Source organism: uncultured Enorma sp. (assembly GCA_905210055.1).
Classification (GTDB): domain Bacteria; phylum Actinomycetota; class Coriobacteriia; order Coriobacteriales; family Coriobacteriaceae; genus Enorma.
In genome coordinates this window covers 1-26,261 of record CAJLVH010000009.1, presented here as the reverse complement: position 1 = coordinate 26,261, position 26,261 = coordinate 1, and the positions used below count along the sequence as shown (strand labels likewise).

At 63.0% G+C, this 26,261-nt stretch carries 17 protein-coding genes and 1 tRNA gene; 9 read left to right on the top strand and 9 right to left on the bottom strand.

Translation table 11 applies throughout. The annotated features are described in order from the left end of the window. Nucleotides 1-318: 318 nt before the first annotated feature. Nucleotides 319-1,533, bottom strand: coding sequence for an iron-containing alcohol dehydrogenase (locus QZ079_RS01495; RefSeq protein WP_297034163.1), 1,215 nt, complete (start codon nucleotides 1,531-1,533; stop codon nucleotides 319-321). 322 nt (nucleotides 1,534-1,855) lie between these two features. On the opposite strand from QZ079_RS01495, the gene QZ079_RS01490 reads away from it, so the two are divergent. Next, nucleotides 1,856-2,935, top strand: a complete 1,080-nt coding sequence (locus QZ079_RS01490) for a hypothetical protein (protein WP_297034160.1) — start codon at nucleotides 1,856-1,858, stop codon at nucleotides 2,933-2,935. Nucleotide 2,936: 1 nt separating this feature from the next. Next, nucleotides 2,937-4,007 carry a hypothetical protein gene (locus QZ079_RS01485; protein WP_297034158.1) on the top strand — a complete coding sequence of 357 codons (1,071 nt, stop codon included), beginning with the start codon at nucleotides 2,937-2,939 and terminating at the stop codon, nucleotides 4,005-4,007. 257 nt (nucleotides 4,008-4,264) lie between these two features. Here the strand turns inward: QZ079_RS01485 and QZ079_RS01480 are convergent, their stop codons facing one another. After that, complete coding sequence (locus tag QZ079_RS01480; RefSeq protein WP_297034155.1) at nucleotides 4,265-5,680, bottom strand: S10 family serine carboxypeptidase-like protein; 1,416 nt, start codon at nucleotides 5,678-5,680, stop codon at nucleotides 4,265-4,267. A 471-nt stretch (nucleotides 5,681-6,151) separates the two neighbouring features. Here QZ079_RS01480 and QZ079_RS01475 point away from each other — a divergent pair, with 471 nt between their 5' ends. After that, complete coding sequence (locus tag QZ079_RS01475) at nucleotides 6,152-7,195, top strand: helix-turn-helix transcriptional regulator (protein ID WP_297034152.1); 1,044 nt, start codon at nucleotides 6,152-6,154, stop codon at nucleotides 7,193-7,195. 205 nt (nucleotides 7,196-7,400) lie between these two features. Here QZ079_RS01475 and QZ079_RS01470 read toward each other — a convergent pair. Beyond that, nucleotides 7,401-7,477: transfer RNA gene (locus QZ079_RS01470), tRNA-Glu, on the bottom strand. A 115-nt stretch (nucleotides 7,478-7,592) separates the two neighbouring features. On the opposite strand from QZ079_RS01470, the gene QZ079_RS01465 reads away from it, so the two are divergent. After that, a complete protein-coding gene (locus QZ079_RS01465; protein WP_297034149.1) occupies nucleotides 7,593-9,056 on the top strand; it encodes an amidohydrolase family protein in 1,464 nt (487 codons plus the stop codon). A gap of 207 nt (nucleotides 9,057-9,263) precedes the next feature. On the opposite strand, the gene QZ079_RS01460 is transcribed toward QZ079_RS01465, so the two are convergent. The 5 genes from QZ079_RS01460 to QZ079_RS01440 all read right to left on the bottom strand — a co-directional run bounded on the left by QZ079_RS01460 (nucleotide 9,264) and on the right by QZ079_RS01440 (nucleotide 13,224). Further along, on the bottom strand, nucleotides 9,264-9,536 hold the full coding sequence (locus QZ079_RS01460; RefSeq protein ID WP_291289165.1) for an HPr family phosphocarrier protein: 273 nt from the start codon (nucleotides 9,534-9,536) through the stop codon (nucleotides 9,264-9,266). Nucleotides 9,537-9,595: 59 nt separating this feature from the next. Next, nucleotides 9,596-11,047 (bottom strand): glycoside hydrolase family 1 protein, encoded by a 1,452-nt coding sequence (locus QZ079_RS01455; RefSeq protein ID WP_297034145.1) that lies wholly within the window; start codon nucleotides 11,045-11,047, stop codon nucleotides 9,596-9,598. Nucleotides 11,048-11,122: 75 nt separating this feature from the next. Then, the gene (locus tag QZ079_RS01450) at nucleotides 11,123-11,467 is read right to left on the bottom strand and encodes a PTS lactose/cellobiose transporter subunit IIA (protein WP_297034142.1); all 345 of its coding nucleotides are present in this window, start codon (nucleotides 11,465-11,467) and stop codon (nucleotides 11,123-11,125) included. A 71-nt stretch (nucleotides 11,468-11,538) separates the two neighbouring features. Next, complete coding sequence (locus QZ079_RS01445) at nucleotides 11,539-12,837, bottom strand: PTS sugar transporter subunit IIC (RefSeq protein WP_297034139.1); 1,299 nt, start codon at nucleotides 12,835-12,837, stop codon at nucleotides 11,539-11,541. A gap of 66 nt (nucleotides 12,838-12,903) precedes the next feature. After that, nucleotides 12,904-13,224, bottom strand: coding sequence for a PTS sugar transporter subunit IIB (locus QZ079_RS01440; protein WP_291289169.1), 321 nt, complete (start codon nucleotides 13,222-13,224; stop codon nucleotides 12,904-12,906). Nucleotides 13,225-13,415: 191 nt separating this feature from the next. Between QZ079_RS01440 and QZ079_RS01435 the strand changes: the two genes are divergently transcribed. Next, nucleotides 13,416-15,356: a BglG family transcription antiterminator gene (locus tag QZ079_RS01435; RefSeq protein WP_297034136.1), complete on the top strand. Its 1,941-nt coding sequence runs from the start codon at nucleotides 13,416-13,418 to the stop codon at nucleotides 15,354-15,356. Between the two features lie 180 nt (nucleotides 15,357-15,536). On the opposite strand, the gene QZ079_RS01430 is transcribed toward QZ079_RS01435, so the two are convergent. Continuing rightward, complete coding sequence (locus tag QZ079_RS01430; protein ID WP_291289171.1) at nucleotides 15,537-17,627, bottom strand: glutamine synthetase III; 2,091 nt, start codon at nucleotides 17,625-17,627, stop codon at nucleotides 15,537-15,539. 561 nt (nucleotides 17,628-18,188) lie between these two features. On the opposite strand from QZ079_RS01430, the gene gltB reads away from it, so the two are divergent. The 4 genes from gltB to QZ079_RS01410 all read left to right on the top strand — a co-directional run. Next, nucleotides 18,189-22,847, top strand: coding sequence for a glutamate synthase large subunit (gene gltB, locus QZ079_RS01425; RefSeq protein WP_297034132.1), 4,659 nt, complete (start codon nucleotides 18,189-18,191; stop codon nucleotides 22,845-22,847). A gap of 2 nt (nucleotides 22,848-22,849) precedes the next feature. After that, on the top strand, nucleotides 22,850-24,367 hold the full coding sequence (locus QZ079_RS01420) for a glutamate synthase subunit beta (RefSeq protein ID WP_297034129.1): 1,518 nt from the start codon (nucleotides 22,850-22,852) through the stop codon (nucleotides 24,365-24,367). A gap of 284 nt (nucleotides 24,368-24,651) precedes the next feature. Further along, nucleotides 24,652-25,524: a methylenetetrahydrofolate reductase gene (locus QZ079_RS01415; RefSeq protein WP_291290204.1), complete on the top strand. Its 873-nt coding sequence runs from the start codon at nucleotides 24,652-24,654 to the stop codon at nucleotides 25,522-25,524. A 2-nt stretch (nucleotides 25,525-25,526) separates the two neighbouring features. Continuing rightward, nucleotides 25,527-26,261, top strand: a 735-nt coding sequence (locus QZ079_RS01410) for a vitamin B12 dependent-methionine synthase activation domain-containing protein (RefSeq protein ID WP_297034127.1), incomplete at its 3' end; no start/stop codon positions are given.

The window sequence follows — 26,261 nt, the reverse complement described above, 5'->3', positions numbered from 1 at the left end:
CAAAGTAGAAGTATCTGCACAGAATTCGCCCGAAACGGGGGCAATTCTGTACAGATACTTCTACTGTGCGAAAACGTTCAAATACTTCTACTTTGTTTCCCCTACTTTGCGGCGGCAGCACCGGCGCCGAAGCGCGAATACGGCAGACCAACGGCGCACAGACGCCAACGGCAGACGCCCGTCGTCGTGCCCCGTAAACGCAGGGAAGCCCCGGCGGCCTCTCCCAAGCGATTCCGTAGCTGCGAGACGAAACCTCGCAGCAAGGACAAGCGAAGGAGAACCGCCGGGGCTTCCCGGTCAGTTAACGAAGCGCGCGACTTAGAAGTCCACGTCCACGTCGTTGTAGACGCACTCGAGGAGCTTCTCCATCTCCTCGGGGGTTGGCTGGCGCGGGTTGGAGCCGGTGCAGGCGTCGCCGATGGCGTCAACGGCGATGCGGCTCTTCTTCTCCTCGAACTCGGCGTAGTCGATGATCGACTCGTCGGCCTTCACGCCGCCCTTGCCGTAGTTCTTGATGCCCTGCGGGATGTCCAGCTTGTCGTTGAGGTCGCGGATCTCCTGCACAAGGGCGGCCACGAGCTCGTCCTCGGTCTCACCGGCGAGGTGCAGGATCTCCTTGGCGATGTAGGCGTAGCGGCTCTTGGCGCGGGCGTCCTTGGCGTTGAACTGGATGACCTTGCCGAGGTACATGGCGTTGGCGCAACCATGGATGATGTGGTCACCGGTGAAGGCAGCACCGGTCTTGTGCGCCATGGAGTGCACGATGCCGAGCAGGCCAGAGGAGAAGGCGATGCCGGCGATGCACTGGGCCTCGTGCATGTGCTGACGGGCCTCCTTGTCGCCCTGGTAGCTCTTGGGCAGCCACTCGACGATCTCGCGAATGGCGTGAAGCGCGTTGGCGTCGGTGAACATGGAGCCCGCAGTGGAGACATAGGCCTCGATGGCGTGGGTCAGCGCGTCCATACCGGTGTGCGCGCAGAGCTTCTGCGGCATGGTGTAGGTAAGCTCGGGGTCAACGATGGCAACGTCGGGCGTGATGTTGAAGTCGGCGAGCGGGTACTTGATGCCCTTCTCGTAGTCCGTGATGACGGAGAACGCGGTGACCTCGGTCGCGGTGCCGGAGGTCGAGGCGATGGCGCAGAACTTGGCCTTGGTGCGGAGCTCGGGGAAGCTGAACGGCACGATGGCCTGCTCGAAGGTCTCCTCTGGATACTCATAGAACAGCCACATGGCCTTGGCGGCGTCGATGGGGCTGCCGCCGCCGATGGCGACGATCCAGTCGGGCTGGAAGTCCTCCATGGCCTTCGCGCCCTTCATGACGGTCTCGACGGACGGGTCGGACTCGACGCCCTCGAAGATCTGAACCTCGAAGCCGGCCTCCTTGAGATCCGCCTCGACATCCTGCAGGAAGCCGCCGCGGCGCATGGAGCCGCCACCGGTGACGATCATGGCGCGGGAACCCTTGAGGTTCTTCACCTCATGACGGGCGCCCTCACCGAAGTACAGGTCACGCGGGTTGGTAAAACGTCCCATATGTGCCTCCAAACACAAGCCTTCCGAGCTTGATATAACACGGGATCGCCGATCGACCCCGTTAGGACCGAAATGCACCCGGCACCGGAGCGTCGGGGAAGGTTCGCACCGGCGTATATTTTACCCCGCTGAAACGAAAAAATGCGTCCAGTTTTGGTCACTTTCGAAGACTGACCTGCTGGTATTATACGTCACATACCAGCATCTGCGCCCCTGCACCCGCCCTGCGCGCCATGCACACGCGACTGTGCTATGCTAAGCCATTCACACATCGCCAGCCAGGCGATCCGCGAGACCCTATCCAGCACGAGAGGAGGAGCACATGGCATACGATCCCATCCAAGAAGACTGCCTGCGGCTCATCCTCGGAGCACTGCACCGCGAACACATCTACCCGCTCGAGAATGCTGCCTTCATCGCCCGGTGCATGGAGGACTACCACCGCGATCCGGCAAAGCTCATCGCAAGCGATGCCGATCGATCGTTCCATCTCGTAGCCTTGGCAACCGAGACCATCGACTATCGCCTGCCCTTCGTCGCTAACGACGCCGAGGCGGATCGCCTCTCCGTCGCCGCGGAGGCACAGCTACGCGAAGCCTGCCAGCTCGACCCGAAGAACTGGGACGCGCAGCGCATGCTCGCAGCGCTCTCCTCCCCCTCGAACGACGAATACGTCTCGTACCTCCTCGAGCATCGCGCCGAGGTGGAAGAGGCGGTACGCCGGGACGAGCGCGAGGCTCGCGATCCCTATAGCCAGGAATACATGCGCGACCTCGGCAAACGCGGGCTCATCCGCTGGCTTGCGGCCCTTTCCTCGCGCGCGCTCATCTCCGGACAGTACCGGCTCTCGCTCTCTGCTGCGGAAGACTGCCTCGCGCTGGCCGCAGACGACCCCGCCGACGTGCGCTACACTGCGATGCTCGCGCTCGCGAAGCTCGAGCGTACCCGCCAGGATCTCAAGCGCTTCCGCCTGGGGCACCCTGCGTCGTATCGTGCGCACGCGGGCGGGCGCAGGCGCCATCATCTGGCCGAGAAATCCGCCGATGCCTGGGAACTCATCGCCGAGCTTGCCATCGCCTACCATGAACTCGATTTCGCAGGTGCCACGCGCGTGCTGCGCACCATCCTCTCCTCGTACGATGCCGCCGCTGAGACCCTTTATTTTCAGGAGGAGTTCCCCGATGGCCTCTTCGGCCGCGTGAACGTCTCACCCGGAAGCGACGACGAGCTCATCCTCGCACTCAGCGAAGCCACACCGCTGTTGCAAGAAGGCGTCGGTGCGCCCGAGAACGCCGGGCTGGCAGTATGGATCGCCTCGCACGACCTCGTGACCGCTGCGCTTGAGCGCACCTCGATGCAGGCAGGAGCGCGCCGCGGTATCGATTCGTTAGGCGGCAACTGACATGGAGGCGCGTGCGTATGTCACCGCCTTCTTGGAGCGGCTCTACATGGCCGAGCATCCCGACCTCACGGCGGCGGCGCGCGAGCTCGTGCACGAAGAGATCCCCCAACGACCCGAAAAGTACGCCACGAGCGAGCATGCACAAGCGCTCGTCTCGTATCTGGAGGTGCACGAGCGCCTTATCCAAGAGCTCGAGCGCATAGACGAGCTGCCCGATGCGGAATTCGAGCAGCAGCGAAACCGCCTGTTCGATGAGGCGCGCGAGGCGTTCGCCCAGATCGCGCGGACAGATCAGCTCTGCGTCGACGCTGCGCTCGTGGGAACGCTTCTAACAAATATCAGCATCGATTCGTGCATCACCGAGCTGCTGAAGCTTGAGCAGCGCGTTCATGAGCACCTGCAGCGCAACGTCGAGGGCTTCGACGACGAGGCTCCGCATTTCTGGGACGAACGGGAGCTCGAGCGCCGTGCGGAGCGCGAGGGGCACTCGGCTGATGCCGCGGCGCGCACCATGGAGGAACCGGAGTTTATCGGCTGGCTGCATACGCTCGAGGCGCTCGCACAGCTTTGCCTGGCAAGCGCGCGATATCGGGCGGCGGAGGGCTATGCGCGCACCGTACTTCGTGCAGCCGGCTATCCCAGCAGGCAAGAGGGAACGGTCTTCTTGGTGCGGGCACGCCTTGAGGACGACGAGGGATTCTTCGAGTTCGCGCACGAACTCGAGGCCACCCGGCCAAACGAGGCCGCTGCACTCGTCGACGATTCTCCCTGGTTCTTGCTGGGACGCACGCTCCTGCTCTACAAAACCGGTCGACGTCGTCCCGCGAAGCGCGCGCTACGAGATTTCGCTGCGCGCTGCGAGGGCGGGGCGTTCTTCTTGCTCAACCCCACCTATATGATGCCATACCTGCCGGTTCGTCCACCTGCGCGCGAGCCATGGAACCTCACGCACCAAGCGGTGTGGGAGGCGGACGGCATCATCGTCGACACCCCCGACTTCGCAGCATGGGCAGAGTCGATCGAAGGCATCCGCGAGAGCTCCGAGGACTTCGCCCACCGCTACGGTTTCTAGCCGAGCTGACCCCCGGCGTAAAATAACCCCAGCGACTTTTTTACATTGCCTGGTAAATGAGCCTTCGATTCAATAACGGCATCGAGCAATGAAAAAAGTCGCTGGGGTTTTTACGCTGGGGCTAGCCTACATGCGCTGGGCAGACCCTCCGCTATTTCGCGTAGAACTCCGCCATGTCCTTGCCCATGGCTTCAAGCGTGGGTTCATCGACATACGCCATATGTCCGCAGCTATAGAGCTTGAACTCCACACGCTCCTTAAGCTCCGGAGGTAAGAACAGGCACGAGATATCGTGCACCACGTTCCAATACGTCGTCGCTGCGTCGTAGCGTCCGCCCAAGATCGCGATGCGCATGGTGGGATTGCGCTTGAGCGCCACGGCGATGTCGTACGTCACGTTCGGCGCGGGCGAGCTCTCGCCAATCCCCGGCTCCTCGTGATCCCACTTCCACGAGCGGTTCACGACCGCATAGTTCTGCGTGAGATAGATGGGCGCGCCCGCGAAGCCGATCGAGTGCAGATGCGCGCGGAATGCCGCCGCCCATACCGGCTCCGGCGAAAAACTCTGTCGACGCCTGGAGCGGCAAGGGAGCGGCGCTCGCAAAGCGCATGTCCAAGCGACCGATCACGCGGCCTTCGTCTGCCAGCAGGCTTCGACGGAACGTATCGAGGTCGATGCGCAGGTTGTAGCGCTCGATGAGGTCGGCGGGAAGACCGATGAGCCTCGACATCTTCTTCGCCACCGCCGTCTTCTCGCGCGCAGGCAGGCGGTCGCCGCGCAGAAGTGCCGGCGCATACACGGCCTCCGTGAACTCCATGGCGTCGTCGAACCACTTCGCCTCGTCCACCTTCGTGCCGGCGCGGCCGAAGTACCGGGCCGCAGCGGCAAACGTGGGCAGCATGCCCAGGAAGTACAGATCCTCACCCGGCAGCACCTGCACCCAGTCGAAAAGCGCCGAGAGCATCACCACGCCGCGCACGGGTACGCACTTCTCGCCCAAGAGCCGCATAAGCACGGCATTGCGGATAGTACCGTACGATTCGCCGAAGAGGTAGACCGGCGAACCCCAGCGATGGTTCGCGTCGAGCCAGCCGATGATCGCGCGGCAGAACGCATCGGCATCGCCGTCGATGCCCCACACCGTCTTGGGGTCGACGCCTTCGGCGATGGCCGAATATCCGGTGCCGAGCGCATCGAGGAACACGAGGTCGCTCTGGCGGAGCACCGTGTAGGGATTGTCCTCGAGCGTCGCCGGGAGACTCAGGTGGTTCGTGCCGTCCGTCTTCACGCGCACGGGGCCGATGCCGCCCAGGTTGATGGGCACCGACGAGCTACCAGGGCCTCCGTTGTAGCAGAAGGTGACGGGACGCTGCGAGATGCGGATGTCGGAAGCGGAAGCGTCCGAAGGCTCGGCGTCCTCCTCCACTTTCGCCACGTACGCGACCGAGAACATCTTGCCAATGAGCGAACCCGTATCGCTGCGCACGTCGATGTAGCCCGCCGTCGCTGTGTACTCGATGCGCTCGCCCGCGCCCTCCCACACGAAGTCGCGCGAGGTAGATTCCGGCGCGGGGATACGCGGATCTGCCGGCACCGTGATGACGGTATCGGGCTTCGCGGCCTCCTTGCTTACCGACGACGATGCAACCTGAGTAACGCTCTGCTCTTCCATGGCAAACCTCCTCGGTTCAAAGGCGGATATCACACACAGCATACCCCCATTGCGCCCCGCTGACGGGACGTTGTTCAAAAGACGATGCCAGGCGCAACCCAGGTTGCGCCAAGTGAACAGTTTTAGCGCACCTTGCAAAGTAGTAGAGAAAATCGGAAGGCCGCGAACAGGCATTTTGTGAGCCAAAGAGGGGCGTCTACTTCAGACATCCCCTGAAAACTGTTTATTTGGCTCGATTTGGGAGTGCCGCGCCACTCGTCATTTTTGACGCAAGGCTTACCGCTTCAAAACAATGTGGCATCTACCTGCGGAAGGCAACTACCGGGCGCCTTTCGGTTGCAGCGAATTCGCCCAAAATGCATCCCGCTGGTTGGTAGAATAGGACACGGCGCACCCGTAAGCTCTGTGGTGCCGGCATTGAATGTCCCCGTAGCCGCGCCAGCTATAATGGCGCGCACGAAAGGATGCACCATGAGCTTCCGCGATAACCTCCAGCACCTGCGCGCCACGCGCAACATGACCCAAGAGCAGCTCGCCATGCTCCTTGGCGTCTCGCGCCAGTCTGTCACGAAGTGGGAGGCCGAGAAGAGTTACCCAGAGATGGACAAGCTCCTCAAGATGTGCCAGATCTTCGAATGCTCACTCGACGACCTTGTCCAAGGCGACCTCACCGACCGTATGCCCGAAGCCGGCGTCGCTGCCGTTCCCGCCGGTCCGCCCTCGGATATCTGCGGCTATGACGAGCACCAGCGCATGATGGCTTGGAAGGTGCCCACGGGCGTCGCCGCCATCTTCCTCGGCATAGCGGTTGCGTTCTTCTTCGAGGGCGCCTTTGCTGTTGGGGAGTTCAATGGCAACGATGGCCTGTTCATCCTCATCGTACTCGCCGGTATCCTTGCCGGGCTCGCATTCCTCATCCCCGCCGGCATGGAGCACAGCGCCTTCCAGAAGGCTCATCCCTACGTGGAGGACTTCTATACCGAAGATGATAAGGCTCGTGCTCGTAAGACCTTTTCCGCAGGACTCATCGCGGGCATCGCATTCATCTTCGCGGGTATAGGATGCTTCATCATGCTTGAAGAAACGGTGGAGAACATCGCGCTCTTCTTCCTCATGTTCTTCATTGCGCTCGGCGTATGGAACATCCTCCACTACAGCATGCTGTTCGTGCGCACGAATGTCACTGAATACAACAAGAGCGTCGGTGAGGATCTCGAGCTGGAAGAAATCATGAGCGTACAACTCGATGAGGCGCATCGCGAGGAATTGCTCCGTCTGAAGCGGAAGAACAACAAGCTCGGCGCTGTGTGCGCGGCCATCATGATCGCAGCGACGATTGTGGGGCTCGCACTCCTCTTCGGCCCCGCGCTCGCCTCGCCCAACCCCGATGCATTCGAGCCGGAGGGCACGCCAGCCATGTGGTTCTGGCTCGCTTGGCCGGTGGGTGGCCTCATCTGCGGCATCGTTGCCGTGCTGTGGGACGCGTTCGGCAAACAAAACGACCAGATGGGTTGATTGGGGACGCGTTCCATTCAACCCGTTTTCAGCGGCATGTAAAATTACACCAGGGGTTTTATTACATTATTCGGCGCCCTCATCGAATCGAAGGTTCCTCTATCGGGCGACGCAAGAAAGCCCCTGAGGTACTTTTACTGGATACTTTTACATGCCCTAAGCAGAAAAACCCGGCTCCCCTGCGGGAACCGGGCTTGCCTTCGAATGGTGCCCCCAGCGGGATTCGAACCCGCGATATCCACCTTGAAAGGGTGGCGTCCTAGGCCGCTAGACGATGGGGACAGCAGAGGAAAGTATAGCAGAGAAATCCAACTTGAAAAGACCGCCCAGAAAACAGCCGCAACTAGCGATGATAAGATGATACCCAACACTGCATCACCACGTTGGGGAGGAATCTATGGCCGACCGCAGCTTCTCGCGCGCTGACAGCACGACTCGTCCGACCGCCATTCTTGGAACATGCTTCCATACGCCAGCTTATGGTTCGTTCGAGATGCTTGAGCAGGCGCTCATCGAACTTGACGACCACGGCGTCATCGAGCGCGTTACAACGCCCGTCGATCCAGCGTACCGCGAGCGTCTTCGCTCGGCACGCGAGGCGAACGACCGCAAACCCGGCTACCTCCTCGAACTCGACAAAGATGAAGTCGCCCTCCCCGGCTTCATTGACCTGCACGTCCATGCACCGCAATGGCCGCAGGCGGGCATCGCCCTCGATGAACCGCTCGAGGTGTGGCTCAACGAGCGCACGTTCCCCCTCGAGGCGAAATTCGGCATCGAAGCGAGAGGCAGCTCGCTGGGCTCCAGCTTCACGCTCCCCGTCTACCAAGATCTCGTGCAAACGCTCCTCTCGCGCGGCACCACTACATGCGTGTACTTCGGCAGCGCCGATGTACGCGGCAGCGAGGCGCTGGCGAAAACATGCGCATCCATAGGCCAGCGTGCCATCGTGGGCAAAGTCGTTATGGACGATCCGTCCGCGAACCCCGACTTCTATCGCGACACCTCAACGGAGCAGGCGCTCGCCGAAACCGAAGGTTTCATCGCAGCCATCGAAGGCCATTCCGGCAAGTGTGCGGCAAACGACCCCCGCTTCCCCGGCATCTACCCTGCCGTTACACCGCGCTTCATCCCCAGCTGCACCGAGGCGGCGCTCAGCGGTCTCGGCGAGATCGCCCGTGCGCACGATGCCTACGTGCAGTCGCACTGCGACGAGAGCCAATGGCAAAGCAGTGTCGCCCGCGAACGGTTTGGAAAGAGCGACGCCGAGGCGCTCGCAGACTTCGGCCTTTTGAAGCGCAAGGCAGTCATGGCACACGGCACGTTCCTGCTCGACGGCGAGGCGGAGATCTTCCGCACCACCGGTACTGCGCTCGCACATTGTCCCATTTCAAACGCGTACTTCGGCAATGCGGTATGCCCGGTGCGGCGCATCCACGGCCAAGGCGTGCATATCGGCCTGGGCACCGACATCTCCGGCGGATTCTCACCGAGCCTCTACGACAACATTCGCATGGCGGTCATGGCCTCGCGTATCTTGGAGGACGGTGTGGATGCCCGCGTGCCGAGCGAACGGCGCGGTGCGAACGAGCCCTCGCGCGTTTCCGCCGCCGAGGCGCTTTACCTTGCCACGAAGGGCGGCGGCGAAGCGCTCGACCTCCCGATCGGCTCGTTCGAGGTTGGACAGTCGCTCGATATGCAAGTCATCGACCTCAAGCGTCCCTTCGCCGACCTCACCGGCAACGGCGTGTTCACGCGTCCCGCCGACCAGCTCGAACGCATCCTCTACCTCTCCACGCCGGAGAATATCCGAAAAGTTCTGGTACAGGGCACCTGCGTGCTTTCGCGCGACGACCGGTAACGGAGCGGCCGCGGCGGGATGCCGTCAAAATGAGTTGAAACGAACCCGTTCCCAACCAACCCAAAAGGGGTTGGAACGAACCCGTCCCCAACCAACCCATAAAAACGGCGGTAGCAGAGCCGTGCCTGCTACCGCCATACCACCCGGGATACCTGGGGAGAACCCGGGTCGGTTTGCCAAAGCTTTGCGATTGCTCGCCGCAGCCAACTACTCGCCGCAGCCGCTTTCGATGAGCGCCACGAGCGCGTCGACCGCTTCCTGCTCGTCAGCGCCCTCGGCGGAAATCTCCACCTCGGAGCCGGCGCCGAGCCCCATGCCCATAACCATGAGGATGGATTTCGCGTCGCGCTCGGGAGCACCGTCCTCGTTCTTGCGCAGGGTGACCTTCGATGCGAAGTCCGAGGCTGCCTTTACGAACACGGCCGCCGGGCGCGCATGCAGGCCGCTCGGGTTCGTGATCGTCGTTACCTTTGAATACATGACCGTCTCCTTCATGCGCGCGGCGAAGCGAGCCCGCCCCGCCGCGAATCAGGTGCGCTTTACGCCAGATCCTCGCCGTTCGTGGCGATGACCTTCTGGTACCAGGCATAGCTGTCCTTGAGCGAACGCTTGCCGGTACCTTGGCCGTAATCGTCAAGATCGACGTAGATGAAGCCATAGCGCTTGCTCATCTCGGAGGACGAGCAGCTCACGATATCGATGGGACCCCATGCGTAGTAGCCGCGAATATCGACGCCGTCCTTAATGGCCTCGCGCATCTGCTCGATGTGCGCGCGCAGGTAGTCGATGCGGTACGTATCGTGGATCGATCCGTCTTCCTCGACCTTGTCGTACGCGCCCAGGCCGTTCTCCAGAATGTAAACGGGCTTCTGATACCGGTCGTAATACTCGTTGAGCATGAAGCGGAAGCCCTGCGGGTCAACGGTCCAGCCCCACGGGCTCGCTTCGAGCTCGGGGTTGCGCGTCCCGCGGTTGTTCTTGGCGAAGCCCTCGACCGTCACCATCTCGGTGTAGTAGTACGACATGGCGAAGAAGTCACCGAGCGCGGCGGGATCAGCCCACACGGCCAGGTCCTCGTCCGAGACCTCGACATGGATGCCGAAGTCCTCGAAGAAGCGCGTGGCGTAGCCGGGGTACGTGCCGCGCAGCAGGATGTCCGTGCAGAAGCACTCCATCTGGTTGTGGCGCATCGTAGCGAGCACGTCGGCGGGCTTGCTCGACGCGGGATACGCAAGGCTGCCGCCCACCATGACACCGATCTGGAGACCGGGATGGTGCTCGTGCGCGTACTTCGTCGCCTTCGCCATAGCGAGGAGCTCGTGATGGACGGCCTGATACTTAGCGGAGAGCAGGTCGTCGACCTTATCGGCCGCCACGCCCAGGTGGTTGAAGCTCTCGAGCGCCACGAAGTTCACTTGGTTCACGACGACCCAGTACTTCACCTTGCTGGCAAAACGATCGAACACGACCTGGCAGTAGCGCACGAAGAAGTCGATGACCTCGCGCGAATACCAACCGGTGTAGTTGAGCGTAAGGTTGATGGGCATCTCGTAGTGCGAGATGGTGACGAGCGGCTCCATGCCGTTCGCGCGGATCTCGTCGAAGAGGCGGTCGTAAAACGCGAGGCCTGCCTCGTTGGGCTCGGCGTCGTCGCCGTTGGGGAAGATGCGCGCCCAATCGATCGACGTGCGGAACGTCTTGAGCCCCAAATCCGCGAGGAGCTTCAGATCCTCGGGATAGGTGTGATAGAAGTCGATGGCGTTGCGCTTGGGGAAGATGCGCTCCGGACCAGCCGCGAGGGCGCCGCGCACATACTCCGCGGTGATCTCGCCGTTCTCCTTCTTGTCGACCGCAATGTTGTCGTAGAACTCGTTGATGTCGGCGACGCTCGGACCCTTGCCGTCAACGTCCCAAGCGCCTTCGCACTGGTTCGCGGCAACCGCGCCGCCCCACAGGAAGTCGCTCGGGAACCCTTTGGGAACCGTAAGCATATGCTGCGATCCTTTCGTCGTGTCATGCAGCAAATGATAAAAAGGTGTCTGACACCAAATTATCATGGGCGGCTCTTACGCGAGCTTCGCCTCGAGAGCGGCAAGGCGCGCATCGTACGCCTCGAACACATTCACGAGCTGCTTGGTGATGGTGATCTCGCTGTTGATGGTCATGAGCGTGTCCTGAGCGTGCGTGAAGAGGAGCGAATACTCCATCTTCTCGCCCGCAGCCTCACCCTGGATCGCATCGGTCTGCACGCGATGCGCCTCGGTGATCTTGGCATGGGCTTCGGCCATCTTCTCGCGCGCGGCGGCCAGGTCGCCCTGTGCCACGGCCTCGAGCGCCTCCTTGTTCTTAAGGCGCGCGTCGCCGGCGTTCAGGATGATCTCCATCGCGCTCTGAACGGTCTTCTCGTCCATGGATACCTCCTTCTCGGTATGAGTTGGGTACCGGGTGCAGCGTGGGGCGGCACCCGGCGCGATGGTGAAGCTTACGCCTCGGCGGCCTCGATGCGGGCGGCCTTCTTGGCGGCCTTGGCCTCGGCCTCTGCCTCAGCCTCGGCCTCTTCGGCGATGAGCTGCTTCTCATACGTCTTGAAGAACGGGTACCAGATGAGGCCGGACACCACGAAGGACGCGATCACGAACAGCACGGCCATGATGGACTGCGTGGAGATCCAGGTGCCGATGGGGTACGGGCAGTACCACAGGTCGAACTGGATGTTGTTGAACGGCGCGATCTGGAGCACCTTCACGCCCAGGTAGGTGAAGAGCGGGATGAGGATGCCCTGGAGCCACATGGCGACCATCATGACGGGACGCCAGGCGATGGCACCGAACACGACGGGCTCGTTGATGTTGAAGATCGCGGGGGCGATGCAGGCGCGGCCGAGCGCCTTGAGCTCCTTGGCCTTCGAGAAGAGCATCATGATGACGAGCGGCATGGTCGAGCCGATGCCACCCCACCACATGTAGGTGCAGAACATGAGGGTGTAGTTGAAGATGCCCAGGTTGTCGGGGGTGGCGGTGCCGAGCGCGATGAGCTCGAGGTTCGCCGCGATAGTGGCCATCTGGACAGGCGTCTGAATGGACGAAAGCACCCAGCCGGAGATGCCCATGGAGTAGATGAAGCAGGTGATGAACCAGAAGAGGCTCATGCCCCACCAGGTGTTGAGCACGTTGGAGAGCGGCATGAAGATGCTCACGACGAGCGCGTACAGGTTGACGTTGAGCACCTGGACGACGAAGAACATGCCGAAGACAACGATCGTAATGGGCAGGAGGGCGTCGAACCACTGGCGCACGAAGTCGGGGATGACGCTGTCCTCCTTGAAGAAGGTGAACTTACCGAAGAGGTTGAACACGATGCACACGATCACACCGGTGATCATGGCGCAGAACATGCCGCCGGCACCCAGCGCGGAGGAGCCGAAGCCCACGGTGCCGTCGATCATGACCTGCGGGGTGATGGAGATGAGGAAGCAGGACACGCCGCAGCAGGCAGCCACGAGACGCGTCTTGCGGAGCCTCTTGCGCTCGCAGAAGTTGAGCGGAAGCAGGAAGGACACGAAGAGGGACAGAAGGCCCATCGTCCAACCGAACGGCGTCCAGAACGAGAACGGCAGCGTCACGTACGTCTCGACGATGGTGCCCACGCAGAAGATGGAGCCGACGAAGATGAACGGCAGGATCTGGAGCATGGTGTCTTTGATAGCGGTGACCCAGACGTTGCGGCTGATCGCATTCATCTTGGGTGCGAAGCTGTTTTCCAGCCAATTCATGAAGCCCATGAATCAATTCCTTTCGTAAGCCGGCGGATGCGCCCGCCGTGCGATACCTGGTCGCGGAGGTCGGCGTTACTTTTCGCCGAGCTCCTCGAGCATGTGGTCGAGAGCGGCCTCGCCATCGAGCTTGGAGTAGTAGTCCCCGCGCATGAGGATGACCTTGAGGTCGGGGTTCTCCTCGGCGTACTCGTCGATCTCGTCCATGATGTAGGCGAGATGCGGGCCCGCCATGAGCACATCGATGTCGTCGATGTAGCTCTCGATCTCGGACTCACTGCGCGCCACGACGCTCACGTCCAGACCGCGCGCGCTCGCCGCCTTGCGGATGTTGGCGGCCATGAAGCCCGAGCTCGCCCCCGATCCGCATACGAGCAGCACGTTCAGCTTCTTCATCGGCTCTCCCTTCTTGTTCCGCCCCGAGCATTCGAGGCATGACAGCACGACATGGTTATAGAACCACGCGGAAAACGGGACGTCGACCGAATCTTTGCAGGGTTAGCCTGCAACGCCCTGCAATGGTGCATAATTGCCTAGAGAGGATGTAGTGCCGGCCACATGGCAGGCAGAAGACCGAGGGACACGCGGTGAAGGAAAACGAACGCAAGGTTCTCCACATCATCTTGGAGCGCACAGAGCCCATCACGGCGGTCGAGCTCGCCGCTGCGGTGGGGGTCTCCGAGCGCACCGTTCGCTCCTACGTTCACTCCATAAACCGGCAAGCGGGCATGACGTGCATCGAATCGAGCCGGAAGGGCTACTGGTACCGCATCGATGCCGCTCGGAACCTCCTCGACCGCGAGAGCCTCGAGGCGGCGCACGCGAGCATTCCGCAAACGAATGCGGAGCGAAGCGCCTACCTGGTGAACCGCGTGCTGCGCAGCCCCGTCCCCCTCTCCACCGCAGACCTCGCGGAAGAGCTCTTCGTCTCGACGTCGACCATGAACGCCGTGCTTTCCCGCGCGCGCCGGCATCTCGCCCCGTTCGATCTCACGCTCGTGCAGGCAGACGGGCATCTCTCGGTCCATGGGACGGAGAAGAACAAGCGGCGCGTCTTGGGCGAGCTCCTCTACGACGAAGCTTCGGCGTCCTTCCTCGATGTCGCCACCATCCAGCATGCGTTCCCCGATATCGACGCCGCCCGAATCCGCGAGACCGTCATCGATACGCTCGACAAGCATCGCTTCTTCGTGAACGGCTACTCGCTCGTCAACATCGTGCTGCACATCGCCATCGCCATCGACCGCATACGCAACAGCAAGGCCTCGCATGTGGAGAGCCCGGACAAACCGGCCGCGGCGATCATCCAGGCGCACGACCTCGCCATGGCGGATGAGATCGCGGAAAACCTCAGCGAAGACTTCTGCGTACCCTTCGCATCGAGCGAACGCCAGGAGCTTGCGCTCCTGCTCTCGACGCGCACGACGCATATCGTGGGAGATGCGCAATCGGACGAAGAGCTCGAGCAGATCGTAGGAAAAGACTGTCTTGCGCTGGTGAATAGGCTTATTGGTGGCATCGAATCCTATTACTTCATCAACCTCTCGGAGCGCGAGTTCTACGCTCGCTTCGCCCTGCACATCAAAAACCTGCTCGCCCGCGCAGATCAAAAGTCGTTCTCGCGAAACCCGCTTACGGAGGAGATTCGCGCCACCTGCCCCCTGCTCTACGACAGCGGCGTCTACTGCGCGAGCATCATCGCCGCCGAAACCGGGTTTACCATCAACGATGACGAAATCGCCTACATCGCGTTCCACCTGGGAAGCGCGCTCGAGGCGCAGCGACAGCTCGCCGCCCGCGTGAAATGCGTGCTGTTCTGCCCCGCCTACTACAACATCGATAAGAACCTGCAGCGCTTCGTCGAGCGCAACTTCCCCGACGACGTGCTCATCTGCGACGTCGCAACCTCGCCCGAGGAGCTTTCGCGCACCCCCGACGTCGAGCTCATCCTGGCGTCCGCGCCGCTCAACGATGTTCCGGAAGTTCCCGTGTACCGCATTGGCATCGCGCCGAAACCTTCCGATGTCGGGCATATCCGCGCCCTTGTTTCGCGCATCCAGCACGAGAAGCGGCGCGTTCGCTTCCGCGAGCAGCTCGAGGCGCTCATCACGCCCGAGCTATTCGAGGCACGCGATGCACGGGCGAGCTCGCGCGAGCAGGCGATCGACGTCCTTGCCGAAACGCTTGAGCGCAATGACTTCGTGCAACCCGGCTACGCTGGCGAAATATGGGAGCGCGAAAACCTCTCGGCCACCGCGTTCGGCTGCGTCGCAGTGCCCCATGCGCTCAAGCCGCACGCCGAGCGAAGCGGCATCGCCGTTCTTGTTCCGTCCGCTCCACTCGACTGGGCCGGCTCGAGCGTGAGCCTTGTCCTTATGCTTTCCTTCAGCCTGCACGAGCGCGCCATCCTGAACGAGATCTTCGACCCGCTCATCTCCGTGCTCATCGAGCCCACCCATGTGACTGCCCTCGCTGCCTGCCACGACCGCGAAACGTTCATCGACACGCTTGCCGGCATGATGGAATAAGTCGCCGAATCTGCCAGCCCGCCCGGTAGGATCATCCCATTCTTGCTCCCTTCGCATCGTGCTAAAAAATGCCGAAACCGCCACGAAGCAAGGATGTGAGGTTGCTTCGTGACGGTTTCGGCAATTTTTAGCGCGGCGCGCGCGGAGATCGCTTCGGTCAAGCGGGCTGACGAGTCGAGCCTACACGTAGAACAGGATGTCGTCGTAGGTGGGCACCGGCCAGTAATCGGCGGCGACGATCTCCTCCATGGCATCCACGGCGGTGCGCAGGCGCTCCATCGCGGGCGCGACTTCATGCGCGTAGCAGTTCGCCTGCTCCTGCGAGTCCACGATGGCCTCGGCTGCCACATGCACCGCATCGAGCGCCTTGATGGACTCGTTGATCTCGGTGATTCCCGCGCACAGCTTGTTGAGCGTGTTCTGCTCGCACGTCATGGCTGCCTCGGCACCTGCGGCGCGGATGGTCTCCAAGCCCTTGGCGACCTTCGTCGCGTAGGCGCTGATCGCCGGACGGTAGGTGCGGCGTGCCTCGCGAATCATCGTCGTGGCCTCGATGTTCATGAGCTTGTTGTACTTCTCGAGCTTCACCTCGTAGCGGCTGAACGCCTCGGTCTCGGAAAGCACGCCCATGTTCTCCCACAGCGCCAGGCTTTCGGGGGCGACCATCTGCGGCAGGGCGTCGGCCGTGGTGCGCAGGTTCAAAAGGCCGCGCTTTTCGGCCTCAACCGGCCAGGCATCGGAGTAGCCATCGCCCGAGAACAGGATGCGGCGGTGATCGTTGAGCGTCTTTTTGCAGTACTCGAGCGCGGCGGCTGCAAAATCGTCCTCAGACGTGCCTTCGAGTGCATCGGCGAATTCCTTGAGCGTCTCGGCCACAGCGGTGTTGAGCACGAGGTTCGCGTCGCTCGCGTTCTGTTCGGAGCCCACGGCACGGAACTCGAACTTGTTACCCGTGAAGGCGAAGGGGGAGGTGCGGTTGCGATCCGTATTGTCCTGCTCGAGGTTGGGCAGCACGTCCGCGCCCAGATCGAGCACGCCATGCGTGGCATGGACGCTCGCCTTGCCGTCCATAATCTTCTGCACGACCTCGGTGAGCTGGTCACCCAAAAAGATCGAGATGATTGCCGGCGGCGCCTCGTTCGCGCCCAAACGGTGATCGTTGCCGCAGCTCGCGACGGACATGCGCAAAAGCCCCTGGTACTTGTCGACCGCTTCGATCACAGAGGTGAGGAAGACCACGAACTGCAGGTTCTCGAGCGGGGTATCGCCAGGATCGAGCAGGTTCTCCTTGCCTGCGGAAATCGACCAGTTGTTGTGCTTGCCGCTACCGTTGATGCCCTCGAACGGCTTCTCGTGCAAGAGGCAGGTGAGGTCGAAGTTCGTAGCGACGAGCTTCATCTTCTCCATGACAAGCATGTTGTTGTCGATGCCCTTGTTGAGCTCGGTGTAGACGGGCGCGAGCTCGTGCTGGCAGGGCGCGACCTCGTTGTGCTTCGTCTTCGCGGGAATGCCGAGCGCCCAGAGATCGTCATCGAGCGCCTTCATGTACTTGGACACGCTGGGACGGATGGCGCCGAAGTAGTGCTCCTCGAGCTCCTGGCCCTTGCAGGGCGGGGCACCGAAGAGCGTGCGGCCGGTGATGACCAGGTCGCGGCGCTTGCGGTACGCGTCCTTCTTGATGAGGAAGTACTCCTGCTCGAGGCCGATGCTCGGCACCACGCGCTTCGGATACTTGCCGAAGAGCGCGAGCACGCGCTTGGCCTCGCGGTCGAGCGCCGTCATAGAGCGCAGCAGCGGGGTCTTCTTGTCGAGCGCCTCGCCGTTGTAGCCGCAGAACGCCGTGGGGATGCAGAGCACCTCGTCCTTGATGAAGGCCGGGCTCGTGGGATCCCACGCCGTGTAGCCGCGCGCCTCGAACGTGGCGCGAAGGCCGCCGTTCGGGAAGCTCGAGGCATCCGGCTCGCCCTGAATGAGCGCCTTGCCCGTGAACTTCGTGAGGGCGGTACCGTCGCCCACAGGCTCGAGGAAGCTGTCGTGCTTCTCGCTCGTGATGCCGGAGAGCGGCTGGAACCAATGCGCATAGTGCGTGGCGCCATGCTCGAGCGCCCACGTCTTCATGGCGTGCGCGACGGCGTTCGCCACGTCAAGGTTGATGGGCTCGCCCTCCTCGATCGTTGCGAGCAGAGTTTTGTAGACATCCTTGGGAAGATAGTCCTTCATGACGCTTTCGGAGAACACCATGGTTCCGAAGCGGTCGGTAAGACTTGCCATGCTTACGCTCCCTTCGCTTGACGCGTATCGATGCGTCGGTTCGGTTCTGGTCCGCGAACACCAAGCAGGTTAGCCGTCTTGTGTTGCGAGGTCGTTAAGCGCGAGTTACTGCTGAAAAACATCTTCGAGGGTACCGCAACGCGACGAAATGCGCGCCTGCGAGAGGTGGCAATTCGCGAAAACCACGCGAGCGAGGCAGCAAATCCCCCGCTACCAAGCAAATTTCCTTGCGGCACAGCGAACGCGTCGAGCGAGCGTCGTCATATGTTGTCGAAAACGTAATCCAATCGAAACGTGCCTGCAAACCCACGGCAACGTGGCGCGCCTACGATGGCGGCGCCTGCCGCTCACCAGCGCTCGCCTTAGCGCCCCAATCCGGGCGCCGCGGCATCTCGACTGGCCTGCGTCGGCATCCTGTCCACGTTCTTCGAACGAATCCAGGCGGGAACTGGCATGGGTTTTTCTTCATTCGAGGCGATCACATGCCAGTTCCTGCTCGGATTTCAACGGGGCGGCGAACGGAACAGCTCGCCCCCATCCATATGCTCAGAAGGAGTCACCATGAGCCAACCCACGCTGTACCGCTCGGAGTTCGAGCACGACGCCTGCGGAATCGGTGCGCTCGCCGCCATCGACGGCACGCGCAGCCACCAGATTCTCGACGATGCCCTCTCCGTCCTCGTGAACCTCGAGCATCGCGGCGGCAAGGGGCTCGAACGCAACACCGGCGACGGCGCGGGCATCCTCTTCCAGGTACCGCACCACTTCTTCCGCAAGGAAGCGCAACGTTGCGGCCATCTTTTGCCCGACGAGGGCGATTATGGCGTGGCCATGCTTTTCTTCCCTCGTGATGACCACGGCGTGGCCGATGCGCGCCGCGTCTTCGAGGATGGCTGCGCCGAGGCGGGCGTGCCCGTGCTCTTCTGGCGCGCCGTGCCAACCGACCCTCATGACCTGGGAACGACGGCACGCGCCTGCATGCCTACCATCCTGCAGGCGTTTTTAAAGCGGCCGAGTGATGTCGATGCCGGCGATGACTTCGAACGCCGTCTCTACCTGTGCCGCCGTACCATCGAGAAACGAGCCGATGCCGAGCATGCGCTCGACGGCAAGATCTTCTATATATGCAGCATGAGCGCGCGCACGATCGTCTACAAGGGCATGCTCGTCGCCACGCAGATGCGCGGCTTCTACCCCGACCTCGCCGACGCCGCCGTGAAGACCGCCGTGGCGCTCGTGCACTCGCGCTACTCCACGAATACGACCCCCAGTTGGGAGCGCGCGCATCCCAACCGTTACCTCATCCACAACGGCGAGATCAACACCCTGAAGGGCAACGTGAACTGGATCCGTGCGCGCGAGCCCAACCTGTACTCCCCCGTGTTCCAGCACGACCTTGAGCGCGTGCTGCCCATCATCAACCGAGAGGGGTCGGATTCCGCCATCCTCGATAACGTATTCGAGTTCCTCGTGATGAACGGACGCAGCATGACGCGAACGGTCTCGCTCCTCATCCCCGAGCCGTGGGATCTCAACGAAGAGCTGTCGAGCGAACGGCGCGCCTACGACGCGTACCAGTCTATGCTCATGGAGCCGTGGGACGGGCCGGCGGCGATCGCGTTCACCGATGGGCGCACGCTCGGCGCAGCGCTCGACCGCAACGGTCTGCGCCCCGCGCGCTACTACGTGACCCGCGACGACCGCTTCCTGCTTTCGAGCGAGGTCGGCACCATCGAGGTCGATCCGGCTAACGTGCTCGAATGCGGCTGCCTGGGTCCGGGTGAGATGATCGAGATCGACCTCGCTGCCGGGCACATTCGCAAAAATGAGGAGATCCGCCGCTCGTTTGCGAAGCTCAAACCCTTCGAAGCGTGGATTGCAGACGAGACGCTCACGCTGGCCGACCTCGCACAGCAAGATGCTCAAAGTCCTGCCGGAAGCGCACCCTCCGAAACGGACGCGGCGGCGCCCTTCACCCAGGACGCTATGAAACTCGGCCTTACCTGGGACGATGTGGACGAGGTGATCGCGCCCATGGCGCAAACCGGCTCCACACCGCTCGCCTCGATGGGCATCGACGCCCCGCTCGCCTGCTTCTCCGCCAAACCACGGTCGTTCTTCGACTACTTCTATCAGCTCTTCGCGCAGGTCACAAACCCACCCATCGACGCGCTGCGCGAGCGCATGGTCACATCGACGATTCTCTATCTTGGTAATCACGGCAACCTGCTCGAAGACTCCCGCGGCGCGTGCCGGCTCATCCGCCTCGAGACGCCCGTGCTCACCGAGCAGGAGTTCCGAGCCATCTGCGACGTTGACCGCACCGGCTTCAAGACGCGCCGCTTCAACGCCGCCTACCCGCGCACCGACACCGATGGCCTCGAGCGCGCGCTCGATGCGCTCGTACACGCGGTCGAAGAGGCGGTGCGCGACGGAGCGAACATCATCGCGCTTTCAAACCGCGCCGGCGAAGGCGAAGTACCCATCCCCTCGCTTCTCGCCGTGGGAGCGGTGCATAACCACCTCATGAACGTTGGCCTGCGCACGTTCGCCGACCTCATCGTCGATGCGGGGGACGCCGTGAGCGCGCACGACGTCTCCGCACTCGTGGCATATTCGGCGAGCGGCATCTTCCCCTCCACCGCGCACCGAGCTATCGAGGAGCTTGCCTCGAACGCACGCCTTACCGGCAAGGATGGCGATGCGCTCACCGCCGCCGAGGGAATTGCAAACTACAACCGGGCGCTCGTTGCCGGCATGGTCTCCATCATGTCGAAGATGGGCATCTCTACCGCTCAGAGCTACCATTCCGCCCAGATCTTCGAGGCGGTGGGGCTCGCGCCCGTATTCGTGGATCGGTACTTCACCGGCACGGTCTCGCGCGTGGGCGGTCTCGACGTGCGCGATATTGAACGCGAGCTCAACGAGCGATTCGATGCCGCCTGCGCTTGGCAGCACTCGCCTGCGCCTAGCGAGCTGCCGAGCCTTGGCCTCACGAAGTGGCGGCCGCAGGGCGGTGAGGAGCATCTCATCGATCCTCAAGCTATCTACCTGCTCCAACGCTCCGTGCGCACCGATAGCTTCGACGACTTCCTCGCCTACAGCGAGCACATTCGCCGCGAAGGGCGCGCCGTCCGCCTGCGCGACCTCCTCGATTTCGATAGCGATCGTGCCACGCCCATCCCGCTTGAGGAGGTCGAAGACGCGCGCAGCATCGTCACGCGCTTCAACACCGGCGCGATGAGCTTCGGCTCCATCTCGAAGGAAGCGCACGAGTGCATGGCGATCGCCATGAACCGCCTGCAGGGGCGGTCGAATTCCGGCGAGGGCGGCGAGGATCCGCGGCGCGAGACGCCGCTTGCAAACGGCGACTCGGTGAATTCCGCGATCAAACAGGTTGCGAGCGGGCGCTTCGGCGTGACGAGCCGCTATCTTGCCTCCGCGACCGAGATCCAGATCAAGATGGCGCAGGGTGCGAAGCCCGGCGAAGGCGGCCACCTGCCCGGTAAGAAGGTCTACCCTTGGGTCGCCGAGGTCCGCCACTCCACCCCGGGCATCGGGCTCATCTCGCCGCCGCCACATCACGACATCTACTCCATCGAGGATTTGGCGGAGCTCATCTACGATCTCAAGTGCGCGAACCCTGGAGCGCGCGTGAGCGTGAAGCTCGTCTCCGAGGCGGGCGTGGGTACCATCGCGACCGGCGTGGCTAAGGGGGCGGCAAACAAGATCCTCATCTCCGGCCACAACGGCGGGTCCGGCGCGGCGCCGCGCGACTCGATCTGGCACGCCGGGTTGCCCTTGGAGCTTGGTCTGGCAGAGACGCAGCAGACGCTCGTGAGAAACGGCCTGCGCTCACGCGTGGTGCTCGAGGCCGACGGCAAGCTCATGGACGGCACAGATGTCGCAGTCGCATGCCTTCTTGGTGCCGAGGAATTCGGCTTCGCCACGATGCCGCTCATCGCAATGGGCTGCCTCATGCAGCGCGATTGCCACCAAGACACCTGCCCTGCGGGCATCGCCACGCAGAACTGCCGCCTGCGCGGGCACTTCGTCGGCAAGCCCGAGCATGTTGAACGCTTCATGCTCTTCGTGGCAGAACAACTGCGACGCGTCATGGCACGCCTGGGCTTCCGCACCGTGGAAGAGATGGTGGGGCACCCCGAATACCTGCGGCAGGTCGAGACGCCTGCGAGCTGGAAGGCGGGACGTATCGACCTTGCACCCGTGCTCGCGCCAAGCACCTGCGAATTCGGCGCCCATATCGACGGGGCGGACGAACGGCACTATCTGCCCCGCATGGCGGCAGACGTCGAACTCGAACGCACACTCGATGCCGCGCTCTTCATCCCCCTCACCCGCGAGGCGCGGCGCACGCTCACCCGCGCCCGTTTCCATGTGGACATCGATAACGTCGATCGCTGCGTGGGCACGATGCTCGGCCATGCCGTGACCGCACACCATCCCGATGGCTTGCCCGATGGCTCCATCATCATCGACTGCGACGGATCCGCCGGGCAGAGCTTCGGCGCGTTCCTACCGCGCGGCATCCAGCTGAATGTCGCGGGCGACGCGAACGACTACTTCGGCAAGGGGCTTTCGGGCGGCACGCTTTCCGTGCGCCCGCCCGCGTCGGCAAGCTTCAAGTTCGACGAGAACATCGTGGTGGGCAACGTCGCCTTCTTCGGCGCGACAAGCGGAAAAGGCTATGTGAACGGTCTTGCCGGACAACGGTTCGCCGTGCGCAATTCCGGCGCGACGCTCGTCGTGGAGGGCGTGGGCACCTGCGGCTGCGAGTATATGACCGGCGGCTGCGTGCTCGTGCTCGGCGAGGTGGGGGCGAACTTCGCCGCCGGCATGACAGGCGGCGTCGCGTATGTATACGACGAGTTCGGTACGCTCGCGCGCCGTGTGAACGGAGACTCCGTCGAGCTCAGACGTCCCACGGATCGCGAGTTTGCGCAGATTCGCCGCCTCATCGAAGAGCACGCTCGCGCTACGCAGAGCCCACGCGGCATCAAGATGCTCTACCGTTTCGACGACATCGCGAAGCACTTCGTGAAAGTGGTGCCCGAGGCATACGAGCGCATGCAAGCGGTGATCGAAGAGACCGAGCGCGCCGGGTTCACGCATGAACAGGCGCTTGAGCGGGCGTTCGAACAAGCAACGGGCAAGGGCGCAGGCACTACGGTCGGCGCAGGCGCGAAGGGAGCGCGATAACGATGGGAAGGCCGGGAGCGTTTTTGGAAATCGGACGCGCAACCCATAAGCTTCGGTCGGTCGCCGAGCGCACGCGGGACTTCGATCCGCTGTATATCGAACTCGACGCAGACGCACGGCGCGAGCAGGCGAGCCGCTGCATGATGTGCGGCGTAGCATTCTGCCAGGCGGGAATCTCGTTTGGAAACGCACACCCGAGTGGCTGCCCGCTGCATAATCTCATCCCCGAGTGGAACGACCTCGTCTGGCGCGGACGCATGCGCGAGGCGGCATCCAGGCTCGCGCTCACGAGCCCGCTGCCCGAATTCACGAGCCGCGTGTGCCCGGCGCTGTGCGAAGCCGCGTGCAACTTGGGCTCCGTCGAAGGCGAACCCACCGCGATCCATGACACGGAACGCGCCATCTCGGACTGGGAGTGGGCACACGGCGGACCCGCGCGCTTCGCGCTCGCCGCGGCAGACGCGCCGCATGTCGCGGGGATAGGCTCTGGCCCAGCCGGCCTCGCCTGCGCCTGGGAACTCGCGCGCCGTGGCCACCGCGTAACGGTCGTCGAGCGCGATGACCGCGCGGGAGGTCTGCTCACCTACGGCATCCCCAACATGAAACTCGAGAAATCCGTGGTCGAGCGGCGCGTTGCGCTTATGCAGGAACTCGGTATCGAGTTCAGGCTCGGTGTCGATGCGAGCGACCCGGCGGTGGCGAAATCGCTTACCTGCGAGGCGGACGCGGTGGTGCTCGCCTGCGGCGCGCGGGAGGCGCGGACACTCGACGTTCCCCGTGCAGATGCCGCGGGCGTCGCACTCGCGGTTGATTACCTGGCAGAAGAGACGGAGGCGCTCCTCGATGGCCGCGAGCCGCGCATCTCCGCCAACGGCCGAGACGTGGTGGTTATCGGCGGTGGCGACACGGGCAACGACTGCCTTGCCACCGCAGTGCGCCAAGGAGCGCGAAGCGTTCGGCAGCTCGAAGTACTCCCCGAGCCTCCCGTTGAGCGACGGCCCGGCAACCCCTGGCCGGAATGGCCGAACATCAAAAAGACCGATTACGGCCAGCAGGAAGCGATCGCGCTCATGGGCGAGGAGATGCGTTCCTGGAGCTGTGACACCGTTGCGTTCGAGACCGACACGTCGGACGCAGTGAGCGGTGTGCGCGTGGCGGACGTCTCATGGGAAACGGGCGCGCCGATGCGCCTCGAGGAAACGGAACGCGTGCTTCCCGCACAGCTCGTACTCATCGCCTGCGGGTTTACCGGCGCAGAGCGCGCAGTGTTCGATGCATTTGGCGCCTCGTTCCCCGCGATGGGTGACGGCAGACCGCTGCCGCGCACGTTGGCGGGCTCGCATCGCTGCGTTTCGGAGAGGGCCGCCGCAGAGGGCGAATGGGAGGTGCGCGAAGCAGAAGTATCTTCGACACCTATCTTCACCTGCGGTGATTCCCGTACCGGTGCCTCGCTTGTCGTCTCCGCCATCGCAGATGCCATGGCCTGCGCCGTCGAGGTTGCCCAAGCGCTCGGGCGGTGACGCGAACCGCATGGCAACGAGCAGTCGGTGTCCTGCGAACACGAGGCGCCCCACCTGCCTCGCCCTGAACAATACGGCTAGGAAAAGGCGTATGATCCCGATACCCTGAATGAGTACGCGTAATTTCCTGCCCGGATTTCCAGCGGGAAACAAGCCACCTTGTTACGGGATGACTCTACGCCTGACATGTCGACCTGCGCACGGTATCATCACAGGATACGATTGCCGAACCGAGCGCTCGGCACCAGTTCCGCTCGCGCTCGCACATATCCTGGAGGTACGTCATGCGCATTGACGACATATTCGCCCACGCGAAAACCGCAGGACGCACGCCGGTCTCGTTCGAGATGTTCCCGCCCAAGGGCGAGCTCACGCTCGACCGCGCCCGCGAGGCCGCTGGCGCCCTCTGCGAGCTCGCGCCCGATTTCATCAGCGTGACCTGCTCGGCGGGCGGCGGCGGGAACTTCGGCCAGACCGCGGCGATCGCGCACATGATTGAAGAGGAGTTCAACGTAAGCTCCGTGGCGCACCTTACCTGCATGTCGCTCACGCGTGAACAGCTCATGCAGCGCATCGAAGACTACCGTACCGCCGGCGTGGAAAACGTGCTCGCCCTGCGTGGGGACCGCCCCACGCCCGATAGCCCCGCTTACGGCGCGCCAAGCGATTTCTCTTATGCCAGCGAGATCATCCCGGCGCTTGTCGAGGCAGGCTTCTGCGTGGGCGGTGCCGCCTACCCGGAAGGCCACATCGAATGCGACGATCTCGCCACGAGCGTGGCGCACCTCAAGCTCAAGCAGGACGCCGGCGCGAGCTTCTTTGTGACCCAGCTCTTCTTCGATAACGAGGTGTGCTACCGCTTCCTCGACCTTGCCGAAAAAGCCGGCATCACGGCGCCCATCACCTGCGGCATCATGCCGTTCATGAGCCGAACGCAAATCAGCCGCATGGTCTTCATGTGCGGCGCGTCGCTCCCCTCCCCCGTCATCAAGCTCCTCGCGAAATACGAGGACGATCCAGAGAGCCTGGTACGTGCGGGTATCGACTATGCCTGCCGCCAACTTATCGACCTGCGCGACCACGGTGTCGACGGACTCCACGTCTACACCATGAACCGCCCGTCCGTGGCACGCGCCGCCGTGGAGGCGCTTTCGTGAGCATGGCTGTGAAGGAGGGCGCGACGCCTCCCCTCGGCACTCCGCGTCCGTGGCGCGCGGATGCAGGATCGTTGCGTCTTGAGCGCGCAGAAGTACTTCGGTACCTGGGGTATAGCGGTCAGGAGCTCGAAGCAGAACTTGTCGAGCGCATCGACGCGGCGATCGAGGAGGCAAGGCGAAACCTTGCACCTCGCGGCACGGGTGCCTTCTTCGGCATCGAAGCGCTGGGCGCAGACGATGACGGAAACCCCTGCATCCGCCTTGCGGACACCACGGTCGTGCTCACCGGACGCGATATCTACCGGCACCTCAAGGACGCGCATGCGGCGGCCGTCTTCGCCGTGACGCTCGGTATGGAAAGCGAGCGACACCTGCGGGTCTTGAGCAGTCAGCAGCCGCTTGATGCAACGCTCTACGATGCAGCGTGCTCGGCACTGGTCGAAGAGGCGGCCGAAGCCCTCGATCGCAAGCTCAAGCACGATGCCGCCGCATACGGCCTTGCAGGTAACTGGCGCTTCTCCTGCGGTTATGGCGACTTGCCGCTCGATGCGCAGCGGAGCCTCCTCGACGCGCTCGATGCTCGGCGGTCGCTCGGCATCACACTCGCGCCGTCGAACCTCATGATTCCCAGCAAAAGCATCACCGCGGTCTTCGGACTGTTCCCCACGCCGAGCGGGGAACGCGAAGCAGGCATGGGTATCCTCCCAGCCGCCGACGCCGTGCGCAGCTGCCGCGGC

What these genes read in the sequence shown, in the direction of transcription:
- QZ079_RS01430 (WP_291289171.1), bottom strand. Translation starts at nt 17,627, where the DNA reads ATGGCAAGTCTTACCGACCGCTTCGGAACCATGGTGTTCTCCGAAAGC.
- QZ079_RS01420 (WP_297034129.1), top strand. Translation starts at nt 22,850, where the DNA reads ATGGGAAGGCCGGGAGCGTTTTTGGAAATCGGACGCGCAACCCATAAG.
- QZ079_RS01465 (WP_297034149.1), top strand. Translation starts at nt 7,593, where the DNA reads ATGGCCGACCGCAGCTTCTCGCGCGCTGACAGCACGACTCGTCCGACC.
- QZ079_RS01490 (WP_297034160.1), top strand. Translation starts at nt 1,856, where the DNA reads ATGGCATACGATCCCATCCAAGAAGACTGCCTGCGGCTCATCCTCGGA.
- QZ079_RS01415 (WP_291290204.1), top strand. Translation starts at nt 24,652, where the DNA reads ATGCGCATTGACGACATATTCGCCCACGCGAAAACCGCAGGACGCACG.
- QZ079_RS01445 (WP_297034139.1), bottom strand. Translation starts at nt 12,837, where the DNA reads ATGGGCTTCATGAATTGGCTGGAAAACAGCTTCGCACCCAAGATGAAT.
- QZ079_RS01450 (WP_297034142.1), bottom strand. Translation starts at nt 11,467, where the DNA reads ATGGACGAGAAGACCGTTCAGAGCGCGATGGAGATCATCCTGAACGCC.
- QZ079_RS01480 (WP_297034155.1), bottom strand. Translation starts at nt 5,680, where the DNA reads ATGGAAGAGCAGAGCGTTACTCAGGTTGCATCGTCGTCGGTAAGCAAG.
- gltB (WP_297034132.1), top strand. Translation starts at nt 18,189, where the DNA reads ATGAGCCAACCCACGCTGTACCGCTCGGAGTTCGAGCACGACGCCTGC.
- QZ079_RS01455 (WP_297034145.1), bottom strand. Translation starts at nt 11,047, where the DNA reads ATGCTTACGGTTCCCAAAGGGTTCCCGAGCGACTTCCTGTGGGGCGGC.
- QZ079_RS01495 (WP_297034163.1), bottom strand. Translation starts at nt 1,533, where the DNA reads ATGGGACGTTTTACCAACCCGCGTGACCTGTACTTCGGTGAGGGCGCC.
- QZ079_RS01440 (WP_291289169.1), bottom strand. Translation starts at nt 13,224, where the DNA reads ATGAAGAAGCTGAACGTGCTGCTCGTATGCGGATCGGGGGCGAGCTCG.
- QZ079_RS01475 (WP_297034152.1), top strand. Translation starts at nt 6,152, where the DNA reads ATGAGCTTCCGCGATAACCTCCAGCACCTGCGCGCCACGCGCAACATG.
- QZ079_RS01460 (WP_291289165.1), bottom strand. Translation starts at nt 9,536, where the DNA reads ATGTATTCAAAGGTAACGACGATCACGAACCCGAGCGGCCTGCATGCG.
- QZ079_RS01485 (WP_297034158.1), top strand. Translation starts at nt 2,937, where the DNA reads ATGGAGGCGCGTGCGTATGTCACCGCCTTCTTGGAGCGGCTCTACATG.